Source organism: Helicobacter sp. CaF467b (assembly GCF_022664765.1).
GTDB classification, from domain to species: Bacteria; Campylobacterota; Campylobacteria; order Campylobacterales; family Helicobacteraceae; genus Helicobacter_D; species Helicobacter_D colisuis.
This window is the reverse complement of record NZ_JALAIY010000001.1, coordinates 1,308,014-1,329,263: the sequence shown is the minus strand read 5'-3', so window position 1 is coordinate 1,329,263 and position 21,250 is coordinate 1,308,014. Positions and strand designations below refer to the sequence as shown.

General features: G+C 34.8%; 22 protein-coding genes. 8 read left to right on the top strand and 14 right to left on the bottom strand.

Translation table 11 applies throughout. The features are described 5' to 3' along the window. The first annotated feature begins 41 nt into the window (after positions 1-41). A complete protein-coding gene (gene trpB, locus MKD52_RS06755; RefSeq protein WP_242099712.1) occupies positions 42-1,244 on the top strand; it encodes a tryptophan synthase subunit beta in 1,203 nt (400 codons plus the stop codon). On the opposite strand, the gene pdxA is transcribed toward trpB, so the two are convergent. The 12 genes from pdxA to flgH all read right to left on the bottom strand — a co-directional run bounded on the left by pdxA (position 1,232) and on the right by flgH (position 12,245). Beyond that, a complete protein-coding gene (gene pdxA, locus MKD52_RS06750) occupies positions 1,232-2,203 on the bottom strand; it encodes a 4-hydroxythreonine-4-phosphate dehydrogenase (RefSeq protein ID WP_242099711.1) in 972 nt (323 codons plus the stop codon). The genes trpB and pdxA overlap by 13 nt on opposite strands. Then, positions 2,203-2,745 carry a DUF2393 family protein gene (locus tag MKD52_RS06745; RefSeq protein WP_242099710.1) on the bottom strand — a complete coding sequence of 181 codons (543 nt, stop codon included), beginning with the start codon at positions 2,743-2,745 and terminating at the stop codon, positions 2,203-2,205. Before MKD52_RS06745 ends, pdxA begins: the two co-directional genes overlap by 1 nt. Beyond that, complete coding sequence (gene hisIE / locus MKD52_RS06740; RefSeq protein WP_242099709.1) at positions 2,745-3,434, bottom strand: bifunctional phosphoribosyl-AMP cyclohydrolase/phosphoribosyl-ATP diphosphatase HisIE; 690 nt, start codon at positions 3,432-3,434, stop codon at positions 2,745-2,747. The genes MKD52_RS06745 and hisIE overlap by 1 nt, the downstream gene beginning before the upstream one ends. Next, a complete protein-coding gene (locus MKD52_RS06735; protein ID WP_242099708.1) occupies positions 3,435-4,520 on the bottom strand; it encodes a prohibitin family protein in 1,086 nt (361 codons plus the stop codon). A gap of 9 nt (positions 4,521-4,529) precedes the next feature. After that, entirely contained in the window at positions 4,530-5,447 is a 918-nt protein-coding gene (locus MKD52_RS06730) for a branched-chain amino acid transaminase (protein ID WP_112056974.1), read from the bottom strand. A 67-nt stretch (positions 5,448-5,514) separates the two neighbouring features. Next, the gene (locus MKD52_RS06725; protein ID WP_242099707.1) at positions 5,515-6,312 is read right to left on the bottom strand and encodes an RluA family pseudouridine synthase; all 798 of its coding nucleotides are present in this window, start codon (positions 6,310-6,312) and stop codon (positions 5,515-5,517) included. After that, entirely contained in the window at positions 6,309-7,535 is a 1,227-nt protein-coding gene (gene waaA, locus MKD52_RS06720; protein ID WP_242099706.1) for a lipid IV(A) 3-deoxy-D-manno-octulosonic acid transferase, read from the bottom strand. Before waaA ends, MKD52_RS06725 begins: the two co-directional genes overlap by 4 nt. Before the next feature lie 5 nt (positions 7,536-7,540). Then, positions 7,541-8,254 carry a zinc ribbon domain-containing protein gene (locus MKD52_RS06715; RefSeq protein WP_242099705.1) on the bottom strand — a complete coding sequence of 238 codons (714 nt, stop codon included), beginning with the start codon at positions 8,252-8,254 and terminating at the stop codon, positions 7,541-7,543. A 26-nt stretch (positions 8,255-8,280) separates the two neighbouring features. Beyond that, a complete protein-coding gene (locus MKD52_RS06710) occupies positions 8,281-9,027 on the bottom strand; it encodes a Nif3-like dinuclear metal center hexameric protein (protein WP_112056970.1) in 747 nt (248 codons plus the stop codon). Further along, on the bottom strand, positions 9,005-9,892 hold the full coding sequence (glyQ, locus tag MKD52_RS06705; RefSeq protein ID WP_242099704.1) for a glycine--tRNA ligase subunit alpha: 888 nt from the start codon (positions 9,890-9,892) through the stop codon (positions 9,005-9,007). Before glyQ ends, MKD52_RS06710 begins: the two co-directional genes overlap by 23 nt. An 11-nt stretch (positions 9,893-9,903) precedes the next feature. Continuing rightward, positions 9,904-11,364 carry a threonine synthase gene (gene thrC, locus MKD52_RS06700; RefSeq protein ID WP_242099703.1) on the bottom strand — a complete coding sequence of 487 codons (1,461 nt, stop codon included), beginning with the start codon at positions 11,362-11,364 and terminating at the stop codon, positions 9,904-9,906. A 149-nt stretch (positions 11,365-11,513) separates the two neighbouring features. Continuing rightward, positions 11,514-12,245: a flagellar basal body L-ring protein FlgH gene (flgH, locus tag MKD52_RS06695; protein ID WP_112056967.1), complete on the bottom strand. Its 732-nt coding sequence runs from the start codon at positions 12,243-12,245 to the stop codon at positions 11,514-11,516. Positions 12,246-12,444: 199 nt separating this feature from the next. Between flgH and MKD52_RS06690 the strand changes: the two genes are divergently transcribed. From MKD52_RS06690 to MKD52_RS06675, 4 genes are read left to right on the top strand one after another with little or no spacing between them, the layout of a single operon-like run. After that, positions 12,445-14,028: an inorganic phosphate transporter gene (locus MKD52_RS06690; protein ID WP_242099702.1), complete on the top strand. Its 1,584-nt coding sequence runs from the start codon at positions 12,445-12,447 to the stop codon at positions 14,026-14,028. A 3-nt stretch (positions 14,029-14,031) separates the two neighbouring features. Beyond that, positions 14,032-14,724, top strand: coding sequence for a metallophosphoesterase family protein (locus MKD52_RS06685; RefSeq protein WP_242099701.1), 693 nt, complete (start codon positions 14,032-14,034; stop codon positions 14,722-14,724). 1 nt (position 14,725) lies between these two features. Continuing rightward, entirely contained in the window at positions 14,726-15,475 is a 750-nt protein-coding gene (locus MKD52_RS06680) for a hypothetical protein (protein WP_242099700.1), read from the top strand. Between the two features lie 45 nt (positions 15,476-15,520). Next, on the top strand, positions 15,521-16,015 hold the full coding sequence (locus MKD52_RS06675) for a hypothetical protein (protein ID WP_242099699.1): 495 nt from the start codon (positions 15,521-15,523) through the stop codon (positions 16,013-16,015). Here the strand turns inward: MKD52_RS06675 and MKD52_RS06670 are convergent. Continuing rightward, positions 15,999-17,264: an apolipoprotein N-acyltransferase gene (locus tag MKD52_RS06670; protein WP_242099698.1), complete on the bottom strand. Its 1,266-nt coding sequence runs from the start codon at positions 17,262-17,264 to the stop codon at positions 15,999-16,001. The two genes, MKD52_RS06675 and MKD52_RS06670, sit on opposite strands and share 17 nt — an antisense overlap. After that, positions 17,261-17,764, bottom strand: coding sequence for a YajQ family cyclic di-GMP-binding protein (locus MKD52_RS06665; protein ID WP_112056963.1), 504 nt, complete (start codon positions 17,762-17,764; stop codon positions 17,261-17,263). Before MKD52_RS06665 ends, MKD52_RS06670 begins: the two co-directional genes overlap by 4 nt. A 115-nt stretch (positions 17,765-17,879) precedes the next feature. Here MKD52_RS06665 and MKD52_RS06660 point away from each other — a divergent pair, with 115 nt between their 5' ends. From MKD52_RS06660 to MKD52_RS06650, 3 genes are all read left to right on the top strand, one after another. Next, on the top strand, positions 17,880-18,416 hold the full coding sequence (locus MKD52_RS06660) for a CvpA family protein (protein ID WP_242099697.1): 537 nt from the start codon (positions 17,880-17,882) through the stop codon (positions 18,414-18,416). Positions 18,417-18,484: 68 nt separating this feature from the next. Then, positions 18,485-19,978, top strand: coding sequence for a lysine--tRNA ligase (lysS, locus tag MKD52_RS06655; RefSeq protein WP_242099696.1), 1,494 nt, complete (start codon positions 18,485-18,487; stop codon positions 19,976-19,978). Between the two features lies 1 nt (position 19,979). Further along, positions 19,980-21,230 (top strand): serine hydroxymethyltransferase, encoded by a 1,251-nt coding sequence (locus MKD52_RS06650; protein ID WP_242099695.1) that lies wholly within the window; start codon positions 19,980-19,982, stop codon positions 21,228-21,230. Positions 21,231-21,250 lie beyond the last annotated feature (20 nt).

Genomic DNA, 21,250 nt, shown 5'->3' with positions numbered 1-21,250 from the left:
TAGGGTATAATTATCTAAAAATGCAAGTTTAAGGATGAAAAATGCAAAAACCCTATCTCAAGCAATTTCCTGATGAAAATGGATTTTTTGGCAAATTTGGTGGAAGCTTTGTGCCAGAGCCTATTGCTAAGGCTATGGAAGAGATTAATCAAGCCTACAATCTTATCGCGCAAAATAGCGATTTTATCGCAGAGCTTCGCAAGATTCGCAAACACTTTCAAGGGCGTCCTACACCAATTTATTTTGCACATAATTTAACCAAAGAATATGGCGGTGCGGGAATCTATCTCAAGCGAGAGGATTTAAATCACACCGGTGCTCACAAGCTTAACCATTGTATGGGCGAGGCACTTTTGGCAAAATTTATGGGCAAAAAGAAGCTTATAGCAGAAACTGGAGCAGGGCAACATGGCGTGGCTTTGGCTACTGCCGCAGCGTATTTTGGGCTAGAGTGTGAGATTCATATGGGTGAGGTGGATATAGCAAAAGAACACCCAAATGTCGTGCGTATGAAGATTTTGGGGGCTAAGGTTGTGAGTGTGAGTCGCGGTGCCAAAACGCTTAAAGAAGCTGTAGATTCAGCCTTTGAAGCATATTTGAGCGATCCAAAAAACACAATGTATGCCATTGGTTCTGTGGTAGGTCCTCACCCATTTCCTAAAATGGTGCGTGATTTTCAAGCGATTGTGGGTATTGAATCTAAAGAGCAATTTTTAGAGATGACAGGGGAATTACCAGATATTGTGTGTGCGTGTGTAGGTGGTGGAAGCAATGCTATGGGAATTTTTAGTGGTTTTATTGATGATGCCATAGAACTTGTGGGTGTGGAGCCACTAGGGCGTGGCAGTGTGCTTGGAGAGCATGCAGCAAGCCTAAGCTATGGAAGTGAGGGTGTGATGCACGGATTTAATAGCATAATGCTTAAGGATTCTAATGGAGAACCTGCACCGGTATATAGTGTGGCAAGTGGGCTTGATTACCCAAGTGTGGGACCAGAACACGCGTATTTGCATAGCATCGGACGCACAAAGGTTGCAGCTATTAGCGATAAGGAAGCCATTAGTGCGTTTTTTGCGTTGAGTAAAAAAGAGGGCATTATCCCTGCTATTGAATCTAGTCATGCTCTAGCCTATGCGCTAAAGATTGCACCAGAATTAAAGGGTAAAAAAATTCTTGTGAATCTTAGTGGCAGAGGGGATAAGGATATCGATTTTGTGGTAGAAAAATATGGCTATGGCGAGTGAAGTGTTTTGCTGCAATTTTTAATGCAGCGCTTCTTGCTTGGCGCAATTTTTTTAAGGTTTTTGGCGCGGAAAATGGCTTCTTTGATGGCATTAAAATAGCTTTGTAGATTGGCTTTGTTGGAGTAAGCAATGTCAAAAGCTGTGCCATGATCCACAGAAGTGCGGATAATAGGGAGATTTAGAGTAAAGTTAATACTCTCTTTAAAATAAAGGGTTTTTAGCGGAATAAGTCCTTGATCATGATACATAGCGACATAATATTTTAAGTGTTTGCCGATAAAAGCAGTGTCAGGCACAAGTGGTCCAATAAAAATTTCTTTGCCAAGTTGTTCATTAACGCAACAAATTGCCTGTTTGATTTCATTTTCTTCATTGCCTAGGACGCCTAAATCTCCAGCGTGTGGATTTAACCCCAAAACACCGCAGGGCGTTTTGGTGATGTGGGGTGCGAGTTTTAAAAGGAATCTTGTTAGGGATTCTTTGGTGATTTTGTTTGGCACTTCTTTGAGAGGTATGTGATCGGTAAATAAAGCAACATATAGCTTAGGAGATCCTAAAATCATAATGGCATCTTGTTTGAATAAATCTCTAAAAGCTTCAGTATGTCCTGCATAGGGGATATTGGCTAGTTGCCACGCTTTTTTGTGGATTGGGAGTGTGGTTAAGGCTTTGGTTTTTTTGTTCTGTGTAAGATTTAGAGCGCAGAGAAAACTAGCATAAGAGTAAGCACCACTTTCTTTGGTTAGGGTAGCAGGGATAATTTCAGGAATTTTGGCATTTGGAGAAATGCAGATGAGATCTTTTGGTATCTTAATATCAAGTATTTTGGCTGCTTTTTTAAGAAGGGGTTTATCAATACAATAAAGTGGAGTGCAAATTTTGGAGATTTTTGTGTGGCTTCTAAGCAGGATCTCTAGCCCAATTCCGTTAATATCTCCAACGCTAATGGCAATTTTCATTAATAGCAATCCACTTGAGTTTGGAGTTTATAATTAGAATGAATAAGGGATTTTGGAGCTTCAAATAATGCTTCAAATTCAAAAGATTCTTGTTTTTTTAAGGGTTTTTTGTAAGTTTTTTTGTAGAGAAAAATGGGATTTAGTTTGTATTTGATTTGCTGGAATTGATTGGAGTTTTTGGGCATAAAGTTTGCTGTTAATACGCAACCCCTTAAATCAAGATAACCGATATTTTTGACTACACCTTTGATATAATAGATGTCATCATATTGGAGTTTATTGTTATAAGAGAAAGTCGATTCTGTTTTTTTGAGATAATTTTGCATAATATGCTGATAAACAAAAGGAGAAGTTAAAAATAAAATAGCACTTACAAAAAGCACTAAAATGCGCCCAATAATATTTGATGAAATTATAATGCTTAAAAGAAAGAAAAGTAAAATGGTTAAAAAAAGCGATGCGAGAATCAAATAATCATATAAAGAAAAATATCGCGTAAATTGTGTTAAAAGCGAAAGAAAAGATTCAAGTCTTTGTGGCATTATTTCTCTCTAGAGTTTTTCTCTTCAATTCCGCTAAGCCCAAAACGCCGGATAATCTCTTGCTTAACTAAATCAGGGCTTAAATCTCTATAAGCTAATCCGACAAGAGAATGATAGAGTAAATCTGCAGCCTCATAAATAATATCCTTAGATTCTTTATCTTTGATAGCAAATCCTAATTCAGCTGCCTCTTCAACTATTTTTTTGGCAATGGTGTTTTCACCTTTGTGAAATAGTGAAGCTGTGTAAGAAGTGTTTGGATTAGCGTTTTTACGCTCTAGCAAGGTATGATAGAGTGTATCCACAGCACCATAAAGCTTGGAGGTGTCAATAGTGTTTTGGGATTTTTGCGTGATTGTATCTAAGGAGATTTGATTAAAAAAACAAGTTTGATTACCTGTGTGGCAAGCAACCCCCTCTTGTTTAACTTTAAGTAGCAAAGTATCTTTGTCGCAATCAAGATAGCATTCAATAATCTCTTGTGTATGACCACTTTGTTCGCCTTTTTTCCAAAGACGATTTTTTGTGCGTGAAAAATAATGAGCGTAGCCACTTTGCAAACTAAGTTCTAATGCTTCCTTATTCATAAAAGCAAGCATTAGAACTTCATTGGTTAGGTAATCTTGAGTGATAGCAGGAATAAGTCCATTTTGGAGTTTATCCCAAGCAATAGTTTCTAAAATATTCACTTATTGTCCTACTGCACTTGATCTTTGCGTGTCTTTGGAATCAAGCCAAATATTTGGAGTAGATCCACCTGGAGTTAAGAAAATTTTTGCATCACGATTATTTTGGAGTGCTTCATTAAACTTCCCTTGCACTTCAATTTGACGGAGTTGCAAAAGTGGATTACTTAAGCTTTGACTAATAATTCTGTTAGCCTTAGCTTGAGCATCTGCTTGAATGATTGTTGCATCAGCAGCACCTTTGGCTAAAGCAGCTTGTTTTTCTGCTTCTTGTTTAGCTCGTTCTACTTCATATCTTGCTCTTTCTGCTTCTTGTCTAGCAACTTGCACACGCTCAATTTGCTCTTTAATGGCAATAGGCAAAACAATCTCTGTAAGCTGGATTGATTCTAATTGCACGGGGCGATTTTCTAAACCATTAATGTTATCGCGGAATCTTTGATCAATCAGTGTGGCAATTTCGTTGCGTTTAGTTGGTAATTCTTCAGCTGGAAAACTTCCTACGACATTGCGGACAATTTCTCGGATAACGGGGATAATGATTCTCTCTTCCCAATTTTGTCCCCAAGTAGCGATGGTTTGAGGCACTCCTAATGGATCTAAGCGGTATTGAACAGCTAATTCCACAGAGACAGATAAGCCTCTTGAATCAAGCACACTAATGGCTTTGTCTCTAATGCTACCTTCATCAATATTGCGGAAATTCTTTGCTTCAGCGCTTGTAAATTCCGCAATTCTCACTTTAGTATTTACAGGGATAATCTTTTGGATTCCGGGGATAAAGAAGTGGATTCCAGGTTGCAAAGGTGTAGGATCAAATTCCCCTGTGGTGATTTTTACTCCCACTTCACCGCTGTTGATAATAGTAAAGGGTTTAAGTAAAAATAAAAGTGCAACAAGAATGATAATTACATAAAGTGTTGCCATTTTTTTGCCATTTGGTATGTTAAAAGAGGGCATTTTAGGATAGTTTTGAAAACCTCTGTTGCGATTGTTTCCATTATCTCCATTACCACCATTATTATTGTCATTTTGAGATTTATAGTTTTTATTTTTCTGTCTTAAATGTTCATTTAAATCAATGGGCATAAATAACCTTTATGAAATGTAAGTTAGCCAGTGGCTATATTTTGGATTGCGTCCATAAACAATATCAAAGAAAGCATTTTGGAGTTTATGAGTGATTTCTCCTCTTTGTCCATTGCCAATGATGCGAGAATCAAGCTCACGAATTGGAGTTATTTCTGCTGCGGTTCCTGTGAAAAACGCTTCATCGGCAATATAAGCTTCATCGCGTGTGATATTGCGTCTTATGACTTCTAATCCTAAATCTTTGGCGAGTGTAATAACTGAATCTTGCGTAATGGATTCTAAAGAAGAATCATTAGGTGGAGTGATGAGCTTACCTTCTCTAACGATAAAAAAGCACTCTCCGCTACCTTCTGCTATCATTCCTAAATCATCAAGCAATAAGGCTTCTTCATAGCCACATTCAATAGCCTCAAATTTTGCCATTTGTGAGTTAAGGTAATTTCCAGCTGCTTTTGCTTTTCCAAAAAGGGATTTTGTAGAATTTCTAGTGAGCGATGAAGTCTTTACGCGGATACCCTTTTCTAATCCTTCATCACCAAGATAAGCGCCCCATTCCCAAGCGGCAATAGCAACTTGCACTGGAGAGTTTTTGTGATAAACTCCCATGGCTCCATAACCTAGATAAATTAAAGGTCGAATGTAGGCATTATTTGTAAAATGATTATCTTTGATGATTTCAATTTGTGCTTTTTCTAATTCTTCTTGAGTGTAGGGGGAATTAATTGCGACAATTTTTGCAGAATTTAAAAGTCGCTTGGTATGTTCTTTTAGTTTGAAAATAGCCATTCCCTTGTCGGTTTTATAGGCTCTTGTTCCTTCAAATACTGCATTCCCATAGTGTAAAGTGTGAGTTAAAACATGGATTTTTGCATCTTTCCATGGCACGAGTTTGCCATCCATCCAAATTGATTTTGCTTCATTCATTCGTATAAGCTCCAATATAAAAATAAGCACTGGAATATATCAAAATGTTACTTAAAATTCTTTTATTTTATCCCAAAAGAAACTCTTTTGGTGGAGAATCTTCAAAGCTATAATCTAGCAATGCAATTTTTTGTGCATGTAGCAAGATTCGATTAGCGGGTTTTCCTCCATAAAAGGTATCGCCGATAATGGGGTGTTTAATATGAGCTAAGTGTGCTCTTATTTGGTGGGTTCTCCCTGTTTTGATTAAAATCTCTAGCTTGGTTTTTTTGCCCTCAATTTCTATGGGAGTGATTTTTGTGTAAGCTTTGATTCCATTTTTCTTTGCCACGATGACTTTAGCAAAATGCCCTTTTTGAATAATAAGGGGCTCAGTAATTTCTTGTTCTTCTTCAATGATACCCTCTACAATAGCGACATATTGTTTAAAGACTTGTTCCTTTTTGAATTCTTCCTTTGCTTTAAGATGAAAGGGGCTATTTTCTTTGATAAACAACAAAATCCCACTTGTCTCTTTGTCTAGTCGATGAAGTAATGCCCATTGTGGATAGAGTTTAGCAATTTCTTCTGAAGTTAAAAAAGCTGGTTTGGAGAGGGCAAGAATGTTTTGGTCTTGAAAAATTATTTTAATAGGCGGAAGTTGTTGAACTTTAAAATGCGTATTTGGGCTAAGCAAAGCACGAGCAATTTTGAGTTTCTTTCCTTGAATGGTAACTAGCCCCCTATCAATAAGACTTTTTGCTTCATTATGAGAGATTCCCTCTTGCACGCTTAAAAGCTTGTAAGCCTTTTGTGCATTGCTTGGAATCTTTGCAGAAATGGATTGATTCTTTTGGGCTGAATTCTTAGTTTGTTTTGGTTTCATTTTTCATTCCTTATAGTATTAATGATTTTGGATATATCTAGTTTTTTTGTGATTTTGCATGGGAGAAGTAAATCGGATTTAGTCAGTATTTTATGAAGATTTTCTAAATCGGTTAAAGTGTAATTTTGGAGTGATTTAAAAAGACTTTTTTGATTATAAATATAGGGACCGCTAATGAGTTTGGTTCTAAAAAATGCCGGTTCTATTGGATTGTGTCCTCCAATATTTGGCAAAAAGCTCCCACCTAAAACCACTAGTGAGGCAATAGGGTAGAGATTGTTTAACTCTCCTAAAGTGTCAATAAATCCAAAGGGTGCATTAATGCTAACTTGGATTCCATCTTGGGAAGCAACACTTAGGCTTGGGAGATGATTTTGTTTAAGAAGGGCGTTGAGTGTTTTTATTAGTTGCGTGAAGCGCTCTGGATGACGAGGAGCAAATAGGATTCTAGGGTTGTTGGGTGAATCTTTTGGGAGAATCTTCAAAATCTCTTTGAGAATGAGAATTTCCTCTTGCTTGGAGTTTTTTTCGTGCGTGCTAGCAATCAGCCATAGCTCTTGGCTTGGTTTTTGGTAGTGTTGTGTGATTTGTGGAATTTCTGCAAGTTTGAGATTGCCAAACACCTTGATATTTCTTGCTCCTAGGGTTTGTAGGTAATGCTTGTCTTTTTTTTCTTGACAAAAAATATTATCAATAAGAGTAAAAAGTCTGCTATAAAAAAAAGTTAGCCTATGATATCTATTGTATGAATTTGATGAGATTCGAGCGTTAATTAAAAGAGTGGAAGCATTTTTGTTTTTGGCACAAAAAAGTGGCATAAGCCAAAGTTCAGCTTCTATTAAAGTGAGGCTTTTGATTTTGAGATTCTTAATCCAAAAGGGGATAAAAGTTTCAAAAGGTAAAAAGCAAACAAATACATTTGGAAAAAGCTGTTTAGCTAAGTTGTAGCCTGTTTGTGTGGTGGTGGTTAAAAGAATCTGTTCGTTGGGTTTTAAAAGTGGGCTTAGGTTTGTGATGATACCTTGCAGAGATTTAACTTCGCCATATGAACAAGCATGAAGCCAATGGATTTGCATTTTACTCTCAATAAATTGCGGAAGAAAAAATCGCCTTTTAATAGAAGTAGTGTATTTAGATTTAAAACTTAAAATAAATAAAAGAGGCAAGGCGCAAATATGCGCCACACAAAGGAGTAGATAGTAAAAACTTACAAACAAGCCCATAAGATTTAAGCATTTTCTTCTTGGTTGTAAAGGATTCTTCCACAATGTGGGCAAGTGATAATATCATCAGAGCGGATAACATCAGAGTAAATTTTATCATTAATGCGAATAAAACAGCCCCCACAAGCTTGTCTAGTAATAGGCACTACGCTTGTATTTTTTGCCCATTTACGGATTTTTTCATAAAAAGAAATAATTTTTTGATCCATAATTTTAATTAGGGTTTCTTTTTTGTTAAAAACTTCTTGTTGCTCTTTTTTGATTTTTTGAATTTCTGTTTCAACTTTTTTTTCAATTTCTTTTTGCGATTCTTGAAGTGCGCTAATCTTGTCTTGCAATTCTTTGATATTGCTATTTTTAGTTTCCAAAAGAGTGTTTAGACGCGCGATTTCCTCATTAGCAAAAGTGATTTGCTCTTTTGCAAGCTCTTCTTCAAGACTTAAGGCTTTGCTTTCTTTTTCGGTTTTGATGATTTTGGTTTTCTTGGCAATTTCTTCAAGCTTCAAAGAGAGATCTTCTAGGTGATTCTCGTTTTTTTGAATAGAGAGAGAAATGTCTTTTGCAGTATTTTTTATCTCATCTACTTGAGTTTGTAGCGTATTTTGTTCAGATAAAAGCTGATTTAATTCCTTGTTGGCTTCTTTGATTCGTGGCTCAAAAGAATCGATTTCTTTATCAAGATTTGCAATTTCTATGAGCTGAGTTAGGTGTTTATTCATAAATTACTCCGATTTTAAAATGACCTTTAAATGTAGCTAAAAGGATTTTTTGAGTCTAAAATTATAGCTTTATAGCCGAGATTTGTCAAAAGTGATGAAAGAATTTCCCCAAAATAGCGTTCTAATTCATAATGACCACAATCAATAAGGTGGATATTTTTTTGCATTCCTTCCATGGCTTCGTGGTATTTAATATCTCCTGTAATAAAGCAATCAATGTGATTTAGTTTGCTTATAAAACTTCCCCCACTTCCTGTAATAAGTGCAATATTCTTGCATTGTGGGTTTGTGGTTTGGGTAATTTTTAAAGTTTGGAGTTTGAATTTTTCTTTGATTAAGGCACAGAGTGAATGAAAATCGCTATCCCATTGAAATTGCACTAAAAATTCCTCTTGTGAAAAATTTTTGATTCCTAGAATTTCTTTTGTGATATATTTACCAAAATGTGTTTTGTCAAAATTAGTGTGCATTGCAATGAGTTGAATATTTTTTTGAATAGCCAAGCAAAGCAAAGAGGAAGGATAAGATTCGCTAATAAGCTGCTTTAGTGGAGAGAAAATTAAGGGATGATGTGTGATAAGTAATGAATCTGCTTTTATTTGTTCTAAAAGCTCTTGAGTAACTTCTAGTGCAACATAAATTTGCTTAAAGCTTCCATCTTTGCTTCCTAGAATCAATCCTGAATTATCCCAGGATTCTTGCAAAGAAAAAGGGCTTAGTGAATCTAAAATATCTAGAAGATGAGAAATGTTATTTTTTTGTTTTTTTGGCATTTTCTAATCGCTCCATACGCATTGGTTCTTGCTCTTTGTAAAGTATTGCACAAGCTTTTGAGAGATCGCGAATTTTTAAGATATAGTTCTGGCGTTCAGTAGCTGAAATGGCTTTTCTAGCATCAAGGACATTAAAAAGATGGCTAGCCAACATAGCACAATCATAAGCAGGTAAAGGAAGTCCTGCTTCTAGAGCTCTTCTACCTTCTTCTTGCATTTTGGCAAAAAATTCAAAAAGCATTTTGGTATCAGCTACTTCAAAATTATATTTTGAGAATTCATATTCCCCTTCTAAATGAACATCTGCATAAGTATAATGTTCATTCCAAGTAATATCAAAAATATTTTCAACGCCTTGTAAATACATTGCAAGGCGCTCTGTCCCATAAGTAATTTCTACTGCTACAGGTTCGCAAGGGATTCCTCCAACTTGCTGGAAATAGGTAAATTGTGTAACTTCCATTCCATCAAGCCATACTTCCCAGCCAAGCCCCCAAGCACCGAGTGTTGGTGATTCCCAATTGTCTTCAATAAAACGCACATCATGATCTTTGAGATTAAGCCCTAAGAATTCAAGGCTTTTAAGATAGAGTTCTTGGATATTATCGGGATTTGGCTTGATTAAAACTTGAAATTGATAATAACTGCCCAAGCGATTAGGATTCTCTCCATAACGCCCATCTGTTGGGCGACGAGAGGGGGCGACATAAGCAACACTCCAAGGCTTAGAATCAAGACTTCTAAGTAAAGTTGCGGGGTGAAAAGTCCCAGCACCTGCTGGAATATCATAGGGTTGAATAATTAAGCAACCTTGTTCTTGCCAAAATTGCTGGAGTTTTAATAAAAGTTCTGAAAAATATAGCATATTAATCCTTCTTATAGCCATTGTAAAATAGTCTGTGGGAGTAAGTCTTTATCTACAACTTGTGTGTGAATTTCATTTTTAGCAAAGAGTTCCAAAATTTGTTCTGGAATGGTAATGGAGAATTTTTTTGCAAGAGCGTGTAACGCTTCTTCATCGCTTAAATCTCCCATTTCTAAGGCTTTTGTGAGAGTTGGTGCGAATTTAGTCCATTCTGCAGTGGAGCAAAGTATGCAAGGAATACTAGAATCAAGGCTTTGGATTTGTTCGTAAGCCTTAATACCACAAGCAGTGTGTGGATCAATAATAATCCCCATAGTAGCGTATTTTTTAAGCGTTTCAAGGCAATAAGAATCATCACAAAAAGTAGCTTCAAAATATTGCTTAATCATTTGAAGTTCGGATTTTTCAAGAGAATATTTTTTATTTTTTTCAAGATTTTCCATTAGCTCTCTTGTGCGATTTTCCCCAAAGAGCGCAAATAACACTCGTTCAATATTGGAACTTTTTAGAATATCCATTGCAGGAGAATAGGTTTTTTGCAAAGATTTGTGAGAAATATCATAAGTCCCTGTTTGGATAAATTCTGTAAGGATATTATTAGAATTTGAGGCAATCCAAATTTTTTGGATAGGGAAGCCCATTATTTTTGCATAAAATGCACCAAGCGCATTTCCAAAATTCCCACTAGGGACAATGATATTAATAGGTTTTTTGGTTAGTTTATAAACTTGCAAACTAGAATAAATATGATAAAGAATCTGAAATGCGATTCTCCCAAAATTGACAGAATTTGCAGCACTTAGAGAAATGTTTTTTTGCTCTAAAGTTGCTTTGAAATTTTCATCTTTTAAGAGAGTTTTTAGCATATTTTGCGCATCATCAAAATTTCCATTAATTCCAATTACTTTAAGATTTTTGGCTTCTAGGGTTGTCATTTGTAGGCGTTGGACATCGCTTGTGCCACCTTTTGGATAAATGCAAACGACTTTGATGTTTGGCTTATTTGCAAAGCTTTGGAGAGTAGCAGGACCAGTGTCTCCACTTGTCGCTGTTAAAATAAGATATTCTTTGGAAGAATTGCTAATAAAATCACTAAAAATTGAGCCAAAAGGCTGCAATGCCATATCCTTAAAAGCTCTTGTTGGACCACAATAGAGCTTTTGAATATAGAGAGTTTCATTGATTTTTTCAAGTGGAGCAGGAATCTCTGGGTTATCAAAATTTTCATAAAGCTTTAAGGCGTTTTCAAGGATTGAATCTTTGATGTCTAATCCTAGTGATTGAAAAATATTTTTTGCAAGAGAAGCATAATTTAAATTTGCAAAAGATTGAATTTGCTCCTTAGAAAAAGTGGGTAAGTTTTTTAAAGTGTATAATCCGCCATAAGGAGCATTAGGGTTTAAGAGAGCATCTTGAAAGGTTACAGAAGGGCAATTCCCTCCCCTTGTCCCTGTGAAGTATTGTTGTTGCACGCAAGTCCTTTATTAAAAATTGTCGTATTTTATCATAGCTTAAGCTAAAAAAATCTTAGTTTCTTTTGCTTTAAATAGGGATTTTAAAGTTTATTTTTTAGATATGAAGCTTTGGAGTTAAACTTTTCCTAAAAAATTTAGGAAAAGAATTAAAAAGGCCAAACACTTTCAATAAGTTTTGTTCCCCAGCCTTTTTCTGTGCTCTTCTTAAGTTCGCCTTGGGTGTCATACATAATCTTTGCATCAGCGATATATTGAGATTCAATGGTATTGTTTCTTGCAATGTCTGTTGGGCGCACAACACCACTTAAATGGATAATTTGTTTTTCGCCATTAATTAGCACTTCGCGACTACCTTCAATAAAATAATTACCATTTTGTAAAACTTTAATAATCCTTGCTGCAATAGTTGTGGTAAAGGTTTCTTGGCGGTTTTGAGTTCCTGTTCCTGCATAAGTAGAAGTGTTGTTCCCAAGGTTAATTCCAAAACCTGTGGCATTGTTGATTCCATTAACAATGCTTCCGATGCTTGAGCTAGATCCCGCATAAGAAAGGCTTGGAGCGCCAAAAGTTCCACTTGAATTTTCATTCAGATTCTTATTGGCACTTGAGCTTGCTTGGGCGGTTTGATTGATGATAACAGTTACAAGATCATTTAGCTGCATTGCACGCCTATCAGAAAAAAGTAAGTTATCTCCCTGTCCAAAAATACTACCTGGATTTCCGAAATTATCCTCTTCCTCTTTGGGTGGTAATTCTTCAACATAAGCAGGTGGTTTAAAGGAGATTTGCGGTTCTGTGGTGGCACAACCATTTAGTAGCAGTCCATAGATAAAAGCAAGACTTGGGAAAGCAGTTTTTAAAAAGTGCGTGGTTTTCATAGCTTATCCTTTGTTTTTGGTTTCTTTATTGAGAAATAAGCAAAGTTTGTTCCAAGTTAATTTTTTCTAAAAAAATAATTTATTTGATTTTCTCTTGATTCTCTTTAAAGGTATTTTAAAAATTAAAGTAATTTTTATAGTAATTTTTTGTAGAATCATCATGTTTTTATGCATATTATTCGGATTATTCGGAGGAATTGTGAGTATTAAAGATTTTTTGCGGTATGAAAGGGCTTTGCATTTAAATGTTGAAGATATGCAAAGAATTGGAGTTATTACTTTGTTTGTATTGTTAATTATAGTCTTAGTGATGTGGAATGATGATAACATTACAAACTCGTTATTTTTAGGATTTGCTGCAATTGTTGGTGGATATATGGCACTTAATATTGGCGCTAATGATGTTGCTAATAATGTTGGTCCTGCAGTTGGTTCTAAGGCTTTAAGCATGTTTGGAGCAATTACAATTGCAGCAATTTGTGAAATTTCAGGAGCTTTGATTGCTGGAGGTGAAGTTGTAGATACGGTGCGTTCTGGAATTATTTCTATGGATGCGATTGGTGATTCACGGAATTTTGCAACTTTAATGTTAGCAGCCTTGCTCTCTGGTGCAATTTGGCTACATTTTGCTACTGCAATTGGTGCGCCAGTTTCAACAACACATTCTATTGTGGGTGGAATCTTAGGGGCAGGAATTGCAGCGGGTGGCTTTGGTGTAGCTAATTGGATGGAGTTTGGGAATATTGCTGCTAGTTGGATAATTTCGCCTGTGAGTGGTGGGATTATTGCTGCTTTATTGCTATTTTTTATTAAAAATACCATTACTTATAAACAAGATAAAAAGCAAGCAGCTAAGAGGGTTGTCCCTTATTTAATTGCTTTTATGACTTGGGCTTTTACTTTATATCTCATTAATAAGGGTTTAAAGAATGTAATTGCAGTAGATTTTGCAAGCGCACTGATAGTTAGTATAGTTCTTGCTGTGGTGGTGTTTTTGATAGTTAGGGTGATGATTGCTAATGCTGTGGAGAGTATGGAAAACAAAAAAGAGGAAATCAACAAACTCTTTACCATTCCTTTGATTTTTTCTGCAGCACTTTTGAGTTTTGCACATGGAGCAAATGATGTGGCAAATGCTATTGGACCTTTGGTAGCTATTTATGATGCGTTAAAAGAAGGTTTTAGTTTGGGCAGTCAAACGAGTATTCCATTTTGGATTATGTTTTTGGGTGGGCTTGGAATTTCTATTGGTTTGGCATTATTTGGTCCTAAATTAATTAGAATGGTTGGAAGTGAGATTACTGAGCTTGATCAGATTCGTGCCTTTTGTATTTCTATGAGTGCAGCTCTGACTGTGCTTATAGCAAGTGAGCTTGGAATGCCGGTTAGTTCTACGCATATTGCTGTTGGTGCGGTCTTTGGTGTAGGGTTTTTGCGCGAGTATTTAAAGAAGCGGTATAAGCAAATGGAGCTAAAAATACTAGAATCTTATAAGGGTAATGATAGTGAGCAAATTCGGAGATTCTTGGAGCGTTTTAGAAGGGCTTCCATTAAGAAAAAGGCAGCTATTTTAAAAAGCATTGATAGAAAAAAAGCAAAACGCAAAGAAGGGATTCCAGAAATCAAGAAAAAAGAGCAAAAACAACTCAAAAAAGTCTATCAAGAAGAGCTTGTTAAGCGTTCAGCAATTAATAAAATCATTGCAGCTTGGTTAATTACCGTTCCACTCTCTGCATTGCTAGGTGCGGTAAGCTTTTTTGTTTTGCGATGGATGGGAATTTAAGCCTTGGATTATTCTAAGTCGATTTATGTTATTGGTGATGTGCATGGATGTTTGGATACTTTGTGTGCTTTGATTGAAAAATTACCACAAAAATGGGATTCGCAGATTATTTTCACGGGAGATTTGATAGATAGAGGAGCAAAATCCTGTGAAGTTGTGGATTTGGTGATGAAATATAATTATGCCTGTGTGCTTGGGAATCACGAAGAGTTAATGTTAGAATATTATCATGCTATTCCTTCAAAAAGTTATAATAAAATTTGGATTAATAATGGTGGCTATGAAGCAATGGAGAGTTACCAAAGAAATGGTGGATTTGAGAAGATTCACGAGCATTTGGAGTGGTTTTTAAAGTTGCCACGATTTTTAGAGATTCCGCTTTGTGATGAAAAAGGACAAAAACTTTTTGTAACCCATGGTTTTGGATTGCCTTACTACAAAGAAAAAGAAAAGAAAGCAGAAATGGTGACTTGGAGTCGGCTAAAATCTCATAATTGGGAAAAAGAATCAAAGAAAAATTATGGGGTTTTTAATGTCTTTGGGCATGATGTGCGAAAAGTGCCAATGATAATGGAGAATTTTGCAGCAATTGATACAGGCTGTGTGTATGTGGGAGATGATTCTAAAAGTGCGGTATTGAGTGCATTGGAGTGGCCTAGTAAGCGGATTTTTCAACAAGATAATTGTGAGAGATAAAATGTCAAAAAATAATGTTGTTTTATTGGGTGGCAGTAATTCTATGATGAAAAATGGCATAAAAAGTGGATTGGAGCAAGATAATGTCCATTTGACTAATTTGGCTTTAGGTGCTTCAGGGAGTTTGCAAAATTTATATGAATTAAAATTGCCACGCAATCAAAAAGCTATTATGGAGGCGGATACTATCATTACAGAAAGCAACATTAACGATATTGGAAATCTTAATGCATATGCTAAGCTAAAGCTAGAAGTGGTTATTGCAAGTATAGCCTATCTTTATAATGAATTGTCTAAGTTGAATAAGAAAGTACTTGTTTTAATTTTACCTCTTTATGATAAAAGTTATTCTGATATAGAAACAATTAATAATGCTCATAGATATTGGGCTAAAAAACATGGGTTTAATGTGATAGATATGCATGGTTTTTATGAAGAAAAGAATGTGATGGACTTTTATATGCAGGGAGATAAATTGCATCAAATTAACCCAATAATGAAAACATTGGGACAAAATATTGCAAGTTATTTAGATTTGCTTAAAGGACAAAAAAATACCAACATTACAGAAACACAAAAAATGTATTTTACTATTCTTTCTCCAAAAGATATGGAAGGTGGGGAAGAATTAGAAGTTAATGAGATAAAAAATTCTGTATTTTGTGAAAAAGCTTTTAAAATAGATAAAGATATTGAATTAAAATTTAAAGAGCAATATTATAATACTTTTTTAGTGGGGATTCATACTTGAAATAATGAAAAAACAGATATTGGTGGAGATTTCATTGCTTCAAAAATGCGTATTAAAACTAAAGATTCTTGCATTATCAAGGGTAGCCCTAATGGCAGAATCTTTCACACCATTAATCCTATTTTAATTGATAGTCAAGTTACCATTTCTTTAGCAAATAAAAATACTCAAATGACAGAGGGGAGTGAATGGTTAAATACTAAACCTAAAAAGATATTGGATTATTGCAATTTGGTAGATTTTTTTGTAGTATCTTGCGAAAAATTAGAATATGAAAGCTTTTTAAAAGAAGATATAAAAATAGAAAAAGAATATGATTTTAATTTTTTAATTCCTGATGTAGTATTTATCAAGGAAGCCATTGAGGAGTATTGTGGTGGAATTGCCGGAAGTATCAGCTATTATCTGTTATTGATAAAATTAGGCGAAGCGGTACTGAAAGCCCCTAAGAGATGGTATAAAGGAGGGTATCTGTGGCTCTGGTATAAGGTTTATCAAATTAAGAAAAAATACGCAAAAGAGCTTAAGGAGAGAGAATAAAGTCTTGTGATCCATTGCTTGAGTGATAAATGGTTGTGCCATAGTTGAGTGAGAAATATCGCATTAAAAGTTTTTGTAGAGTTGGTTCTATACTGGGCTTAAACCAAGCATTGTTGCTAATAGCAATCAAAAAACTTGGAGAATCTTGATAAAATTCTTGTCTTGTAGCTTCATAGCAAATTGCAATTTGAAAGTGTTGATTTTGGAGAATTGTTGAGTTTGGTTTTTGATTGGAATTGGTTGTAAAATCCATTCCACCTTTAAAAAAGATTTGATTGATTAAATCTACAAAGAATTGGGGGAGGGGGATTTTTTCGCCAAAAGGAACCAAGATAATTTTATCAAAAATTTGCATTTCTCCTTGATTAAAAAGATAAGCACTATTGTAATAAGAATTGCCTTGCTTATGGATAGCACCCACTAAAATCGTTAAATCTTGACTTAAATCTTGCAATATTTTAAGCAGAGAATCTTCGGCATTTAGAGCGATAGGGAAAGCGGTTTCAGGTAAAATTACTAAGTCATATTTTTCTTGTTTGGCTTGTTGAATAAGGCTAAAATTTTCATCAATAATTTGTTTTAAATTGCTAGAATCCCAGCGTAAATTTTGGGGAATATTTGTAGAGATTGTTTTGATTTTAAGGGGCGATTCTTTGGGAGTTGGGTAGAGGGTTTGGCTAAATATCCCAATGCTAAATAAACCCAAAATAAGCCATAAAAAGCTTATTTTGTAGAATTGCTTTTGAATAAGAAAGCTAAAAATAACAAGCAATATTAATAAAAGTGCAAGAATGCTTTTTGAAGGAAAAAAGTAGCTTTGAGTGAGTGTTAATTCAGGGATAAACCAATTAAAACCAAAAGGATGAATAAAGCTTGCACAAAGTAGGACAGAGATTCTGTAAATTGGGGTTTTAAAATAACACAAAGCTAAAAAAAAGATTCCAAAAATCAATGCTACAAAAATCCAAACTAATGGAATAAGGTAGGTTAAATCATAAAAACGAAAGCTTAAGCCAATCCAATAAAACCATAAAATTCCAATGCTACTACCACAAACAAAAGTGCTTAAACGCGAGAGTTGCAGTAGCATAAAAAATCCAAGAATTGCAAAAAAGCTAGAAAAAAGAGGGTGTCTCCAAGTGTTAAAAAAATGCTCTTCATAAATAAAAACACTTAAAAAAAGAGCCGCAAGAATCCCCAGTGTAATTTGGGTGAATTTTGTTTTGCTAGATGAAAATATCCCTATCAAGTGAAGTTTCCAAAACTTAAAGAAATTTCTAATTCCATTTTTTTGAGATGGGCGATAACTTTTTGGAGCTCGTCAATGTCTTTGGATTTAATGCGAATCTCATTCCCTTGAATCTGCGTTTGGACTTTGAATTTTTGATTCTTAATTTCTGCGTTAATGGTTTTTATATTTTTATCATCTAAGGCATCATTAAGTTTGTAAGTTATTTTGAGATTTCCTCCACTTGCATTGTCTTTGGAGACTTCTTTTAAAACTTTTAAAGAAAGATTGCGTTTGATGAGTTTGGAATCAAAAATATCCTTAATAGTCTTTGCTTTATTTTCGCTTGTGGCAAGAATAGTGAGAGATTTTTCTTTTTCATTAAAATCTAAATCTTTAACTTTATCATCTTTAAAATCAAAGCGGTTTGCAATTTCTTTTTTTGCTTGTTCTAGGGCGTTTTTAAATTCTTGAATATCAACTTTTGCTGAGAGATCAAAACTATGTTCCTTGCTTGCCATTTATTTTCCTTTTTGTAATGATTTTTTAAAGATTTTTTCTTATCATATCTTTTTTTAGGTTAGTTTTGTGTAAAATAATAAAGTTAATTATGTATTTTCTAAAAGGTTTTTTGTTTTGAATAGTTTTAGTTATTTTGATTTGGTCGTTGGTTTGCTTATTGTATTGGTTGGACTTAAGGGTATTGTAAATGGTTTTATCCGTGAGGTTTTTGGATTAATTGGAATTGTGGGTGGTGTTTTTATCGCTTCAGTTTATGCAACAGAAGCGGGGGGTTGGATAAGCCAACATATTTACACTTTTGAAAATCCATCGGCTATTTCATTGATTGGTTTTTTAGTTTTGCTTGCATTAGTATGGATTTTATCTTTGGTGATTGCAGAACTTTTGCAAAAAGTTACAAGAATTAGTGCTTTAAATTCTATGAATCGTATTTTGGGCTTTTGCTTTGGGGCTTTTAAAACCTTTATGATTTTTTCAATCATTTTTTATGCAATTTCTAATGTTCAAGTAGCAAAGAGATTTATGCAAAAATACACAGACAATAGCTTTTTATACCCATTATTACTTGATTCTGGAGCGGTAATTATTAAGCTTGATTTACCACAAGGGGAGGTTAAGGAAGCTAAAGAAAAAATAGAAGAAAAAAATTAGTAACTACAAAAGGATGGAGGAATCTAACTAAAATTAATAAGATTAAGCAAAAGATTAAAGGAGTTCAGTTGTTTGAAGATGATATTTATGTTCAAGGTCGAATTCAAAAAGCCAATTCCCTAAGGGAGATAGGAATCAATCCTTATGGCAATGGGGTGCCAAAGGAGATGGATTGCAAGGCTTTTTTGGAGGCTTTTGATGCACTTAAAACTCTAGAGAGTGAAGAAAAAAAAGATATAAATAAAAATGCACAAGTCGCTGGTAGAATTAAATTTATTCGCCTTATGGGAAAAGCGGCTTTTATTAAAATTGAAGATAATAGTGGGATTTTACAGATTTATCTTTCTAAAAATGAATTGGGTGAGAGATTTGATATTTTTAAAAAATACATTGAGGTAGGCGATATTATTATGGCAAAGGGCTTTCCTTTTGTAACAAAAACAGGAGAATTAAGCCTACATGCCCTAGAGTTTCAAATTCTTACTAAAGCCATTAGTCCTTTACCAGAGAAATATCACGGATTAGTAGATATTGAAATGCGCTATCGCCAAAGATATTTGGATTTGATTATGAATAAGGAAGTGCGAGATACTTTTGTTTTGCGCTCTAAAATCGTTTCTTGTGTGCGGAAGTTTTTTGAAGAAAATGGCTTTTTAGAAGTGGAAACGCCAATGATGCACCCAATTCCTGGTGGTGCAAATGCCAAACCTTTTGTTACTTTTCATAATGCTTTAAATGTGGAGCGTTATTTAAGAATCGCTCCTGAGCTTTATTTAAAAAGACTTGTTGTGGGCGGATTTGAAGCTGTCTTTGAGATTAATCGTAATTTTAGAAATGAGGGAATGGACCACTCACATAATCCGGAATTTACGATGATTGAGTTTTATTGGGCTTATAAGGATTATAAAGATTTAATTCAATTAACTAAGGCGCTTTTTAATTATCTTTTTGAAGCCTTGAATCTTTCTAAAACTTTGCAGTTTAATGAAAAAGAGATTGATTTTAGTGAGTTTAGAGAGATTACTTATTTGGATTCTTTAGTGGAGATTGGTGGAGTTCCTAGAGAAGTTGCGACCAATGAGGATAAATTATATGAGTATTTAATTAGCCATAATATAAAAATAGAATCAAAAATGGAATTGGGCAAATTGCAAAGTGAAGCTTTTGACGCTTTTGTGGAAGATAAATTAATTAATCCAACTTTTATTACAGATTTTCCTATTGCTATTAGCCCACTTGCAAGGCGTAATGATTATAATCCAGAAATTGCTGATAGATTTGAATTGTTTATCGGTGGAAGCGAGATTGCCAATGGATTTAGTGAATTAAATGATCCATTAGATCAATATGAGCGCTTTAAGGCTCAAGTGGCTGCAAAAGAAGCAGGAGATGAAGAAGCGCAATATATGGATGAGGATTATATTACAGCACTTTCTTATGGTATGCCTCCAACGGCTGGAGAAGGGATTGGTATAGATAGGCTTGTAATGTTATTAACAGGTCATAACATTATCAAAGATGTGATTTTATTTCCCGCACTTAAACCACAAAAAAAGGATTAAAATGAGTTATTTTTTGGAAAGTTCAGATCAAGAGGTTTTTGGTTTTATACAAGAAGAATTAAATCGCCAAAATACACATTTAGAAATGATTGCTAGTGAAAATTTCACCTTTCCTAGCGTTATGGAGGCTATGGGGAGTGTTTTAACCAATAAATATGCCGAAGGTTACCCTTATAAGCGTTATTACGGGGGTTGTGAATTTGTAGATAAAATAGAAGAATTAGCAATTAATCGGGCTAAAGAACTTTTTGGTTGTGAATTTGCAAATGTGCAACCACACGCTGGTTCTCAAGCCAATGGCGCAGTGTATGCGGCATTGCTTAAGCCATATGATAAGATTTTGGGAATGGATTTAAGCCATGGTGGGCATCTAACACATGGATCAAAGGTGAGCATTACAGGGCAAATGTATCAAAGCTTTTTTTATGGGGTGGAGTTAGATGGGTATATCAATTATGATAAAGTTCAAGAAATAGCTCAAATTACAAAACCTAATATGATTGTTTGTGGGTTTAGTGCATATTCAAGGGAGCTAGATTTCAAGCGTTTTAGAGAAATTGCAGATAGCGTTGGAGCGATTTTGTTAGCGGATATTGCTCATGTTGCAGGACTTGTAGTAGCAGGAGAATATCCAAACCCATTCCCTTATGCAGATATAGTAACGACTACAACACACAAAACTTTACGCGGACCTAGGGGGGGGATGATACTAACTAATAATGAAGAATTTGCTAAAAAAATTGACAAGGCAGTATTCCCTGGAATGCAAGGTGGTCCTTTGATGCATGTCATTGCGGGTAAGGCAGTTGGATTTGGAGAGAATCTAAAGCCAGAATGGAAAACATATGCAAAGCAAGTCAAGGCTAATGCGAGGATTCTAGCTAGTGTGTTGCAAAAGAGAAATTATAAAATCGTGAGCAATGGAACAGATAATCATTTGATTTTATTGTCATTGCTTGATAAAGACTTTAGCGGTAAAGATGCAGATTTAGCATTAGGCAATGCAGGGATTACGGTAAATAAAAACACAGTTCCAGGTGAGATTCGTAGTCCATTTGTTACTAGTGGTGTGAGAATTGGTTCTCCAGCATTAACTGCAAGAGGATTTAAAGAGGCAGAATTTGAGATTGTGGCTAATAGAATTGCTGATGTTTTAGATGAAATACAAAATACACAAAAGCAAGCACAAATAAAAGAGGAATTAAAGGAGCTTGCGTTAAAATTCCCTGTGTATAACAAAGCAATATTTTAAAACTTTTAAAAAGAGGTGGA

What these genes read in the sequence shown, in the direction of transcription:
- trpB (WP_242099712.1), top strand. Translation starts at nt 42, where the DNA reads ATGCAAAAACCCTATCTCAAGCAATTTCCTGATGAAAATGGATTTTTT.
- pdxA (WP_242099711.1), bottom strand. Translation starts at nt 2,203, where the DNA reads ATGAAAATTGCCATTAGCGTTGGAGATATTAACGGAATTGGGCTAGAG.
- MKD52_RS06745 (WP_242099710.1), bottom strand. Translation starts at nt 2,745, where the DNA reads ATGCCACAAAGACTTGAATCTTTTCTTTCGCTTTTAACACAATTTACG.
- MKD52_RS06735 (WP_242099708.1), bottom strand. Translation starts at nt 4,520, where the DNA reads ATGCCCATTGATTTAAATGAACATTTAAGACAGAAAAATAAAAACTAT.
- MKD52_RS06730 (WP_112056974.1), bottom strand. Translation starts at nt 5,447, where the DNA reads ATGAATGAAGCAAAATCAATTTGGATGGATGGCAAACTCGTGCCATGG.
- MKD52_RS06725 (WP_242099707.1), bottom strand. Translation starts at nt 6,312, where the DNA reads ATGAAACCAAAACAAACTAAGAATTCAGCCCAAAAGAATCAATCCATT.
- waaA (WP_242099706.1), bottom strand. Translation starts at nt 7,535, where the DNA reads ATGGGCTTGTTTGTAAGTTTTTACTATCTACTCCTTTGTGTGGCGCAT.
- MKD52_RS06715 (WP_242099705.1), bottom strand. Translation starts at nt 8,254, where the DNA reads ATGAATAAACACCTAACTCAGCTCATAGAAATTGCAAATCTTGATAAA.
- MKD52_RS06710 (WP_112056970.1), bottom strand. Translation starts at nt 9,027, where the DNA reads ATGCCAAAAAAACAAAAAAATAACATTTCTCATCTTCTAGATATTTTA.
- glyQ (WP_242099704.1), bottom strand. Translation starts at nt 9,892, where the DNA reads ATGCTATATTTTTCAGAACTTTTATTAAAACTCCAGCAATTTTGGCAA.
- flgH (WP_112056967.1), bottom strand. Translation starts at nt 12,245, where the DNA reads ATGAAAACCACGCACTTTTTAAAAACTGCTTTCCCAAGTCTTGCTTTT.
- MKD52_RS06680 (WP_242099700.1), top strand. Translation starts at nt 14,726, where the DNA reads ATGTCAAAAAATAATGTTGTTTTATTGGGTGGCAGTAATTCTATGATG.
- MKD52_RS06675 (WP_242099699.1), top strand. Translation starts at nt 15,521, where the DNA reads ATGCGTATTAAAACTAAAGATTCTTGCATTATCAAGGGTAGCCCTAAT.
- MKD52_RS06665 (WP_112056963.1), bottom strand. Translation starts at nt 17,764, where the DNA reads ATGGCAAGCAAGGAACATAGTTTTGATCTCTCAGCAAAAGTTGATATT.
- MKD52_RS06650 (WP_242099695.1), top strand. Translation starts at nt 19,980, where the DNA reads ATGAGTTATTTTTTGGAAAGTTCAGATCAAGAGGTTTTTGGTTTTATA.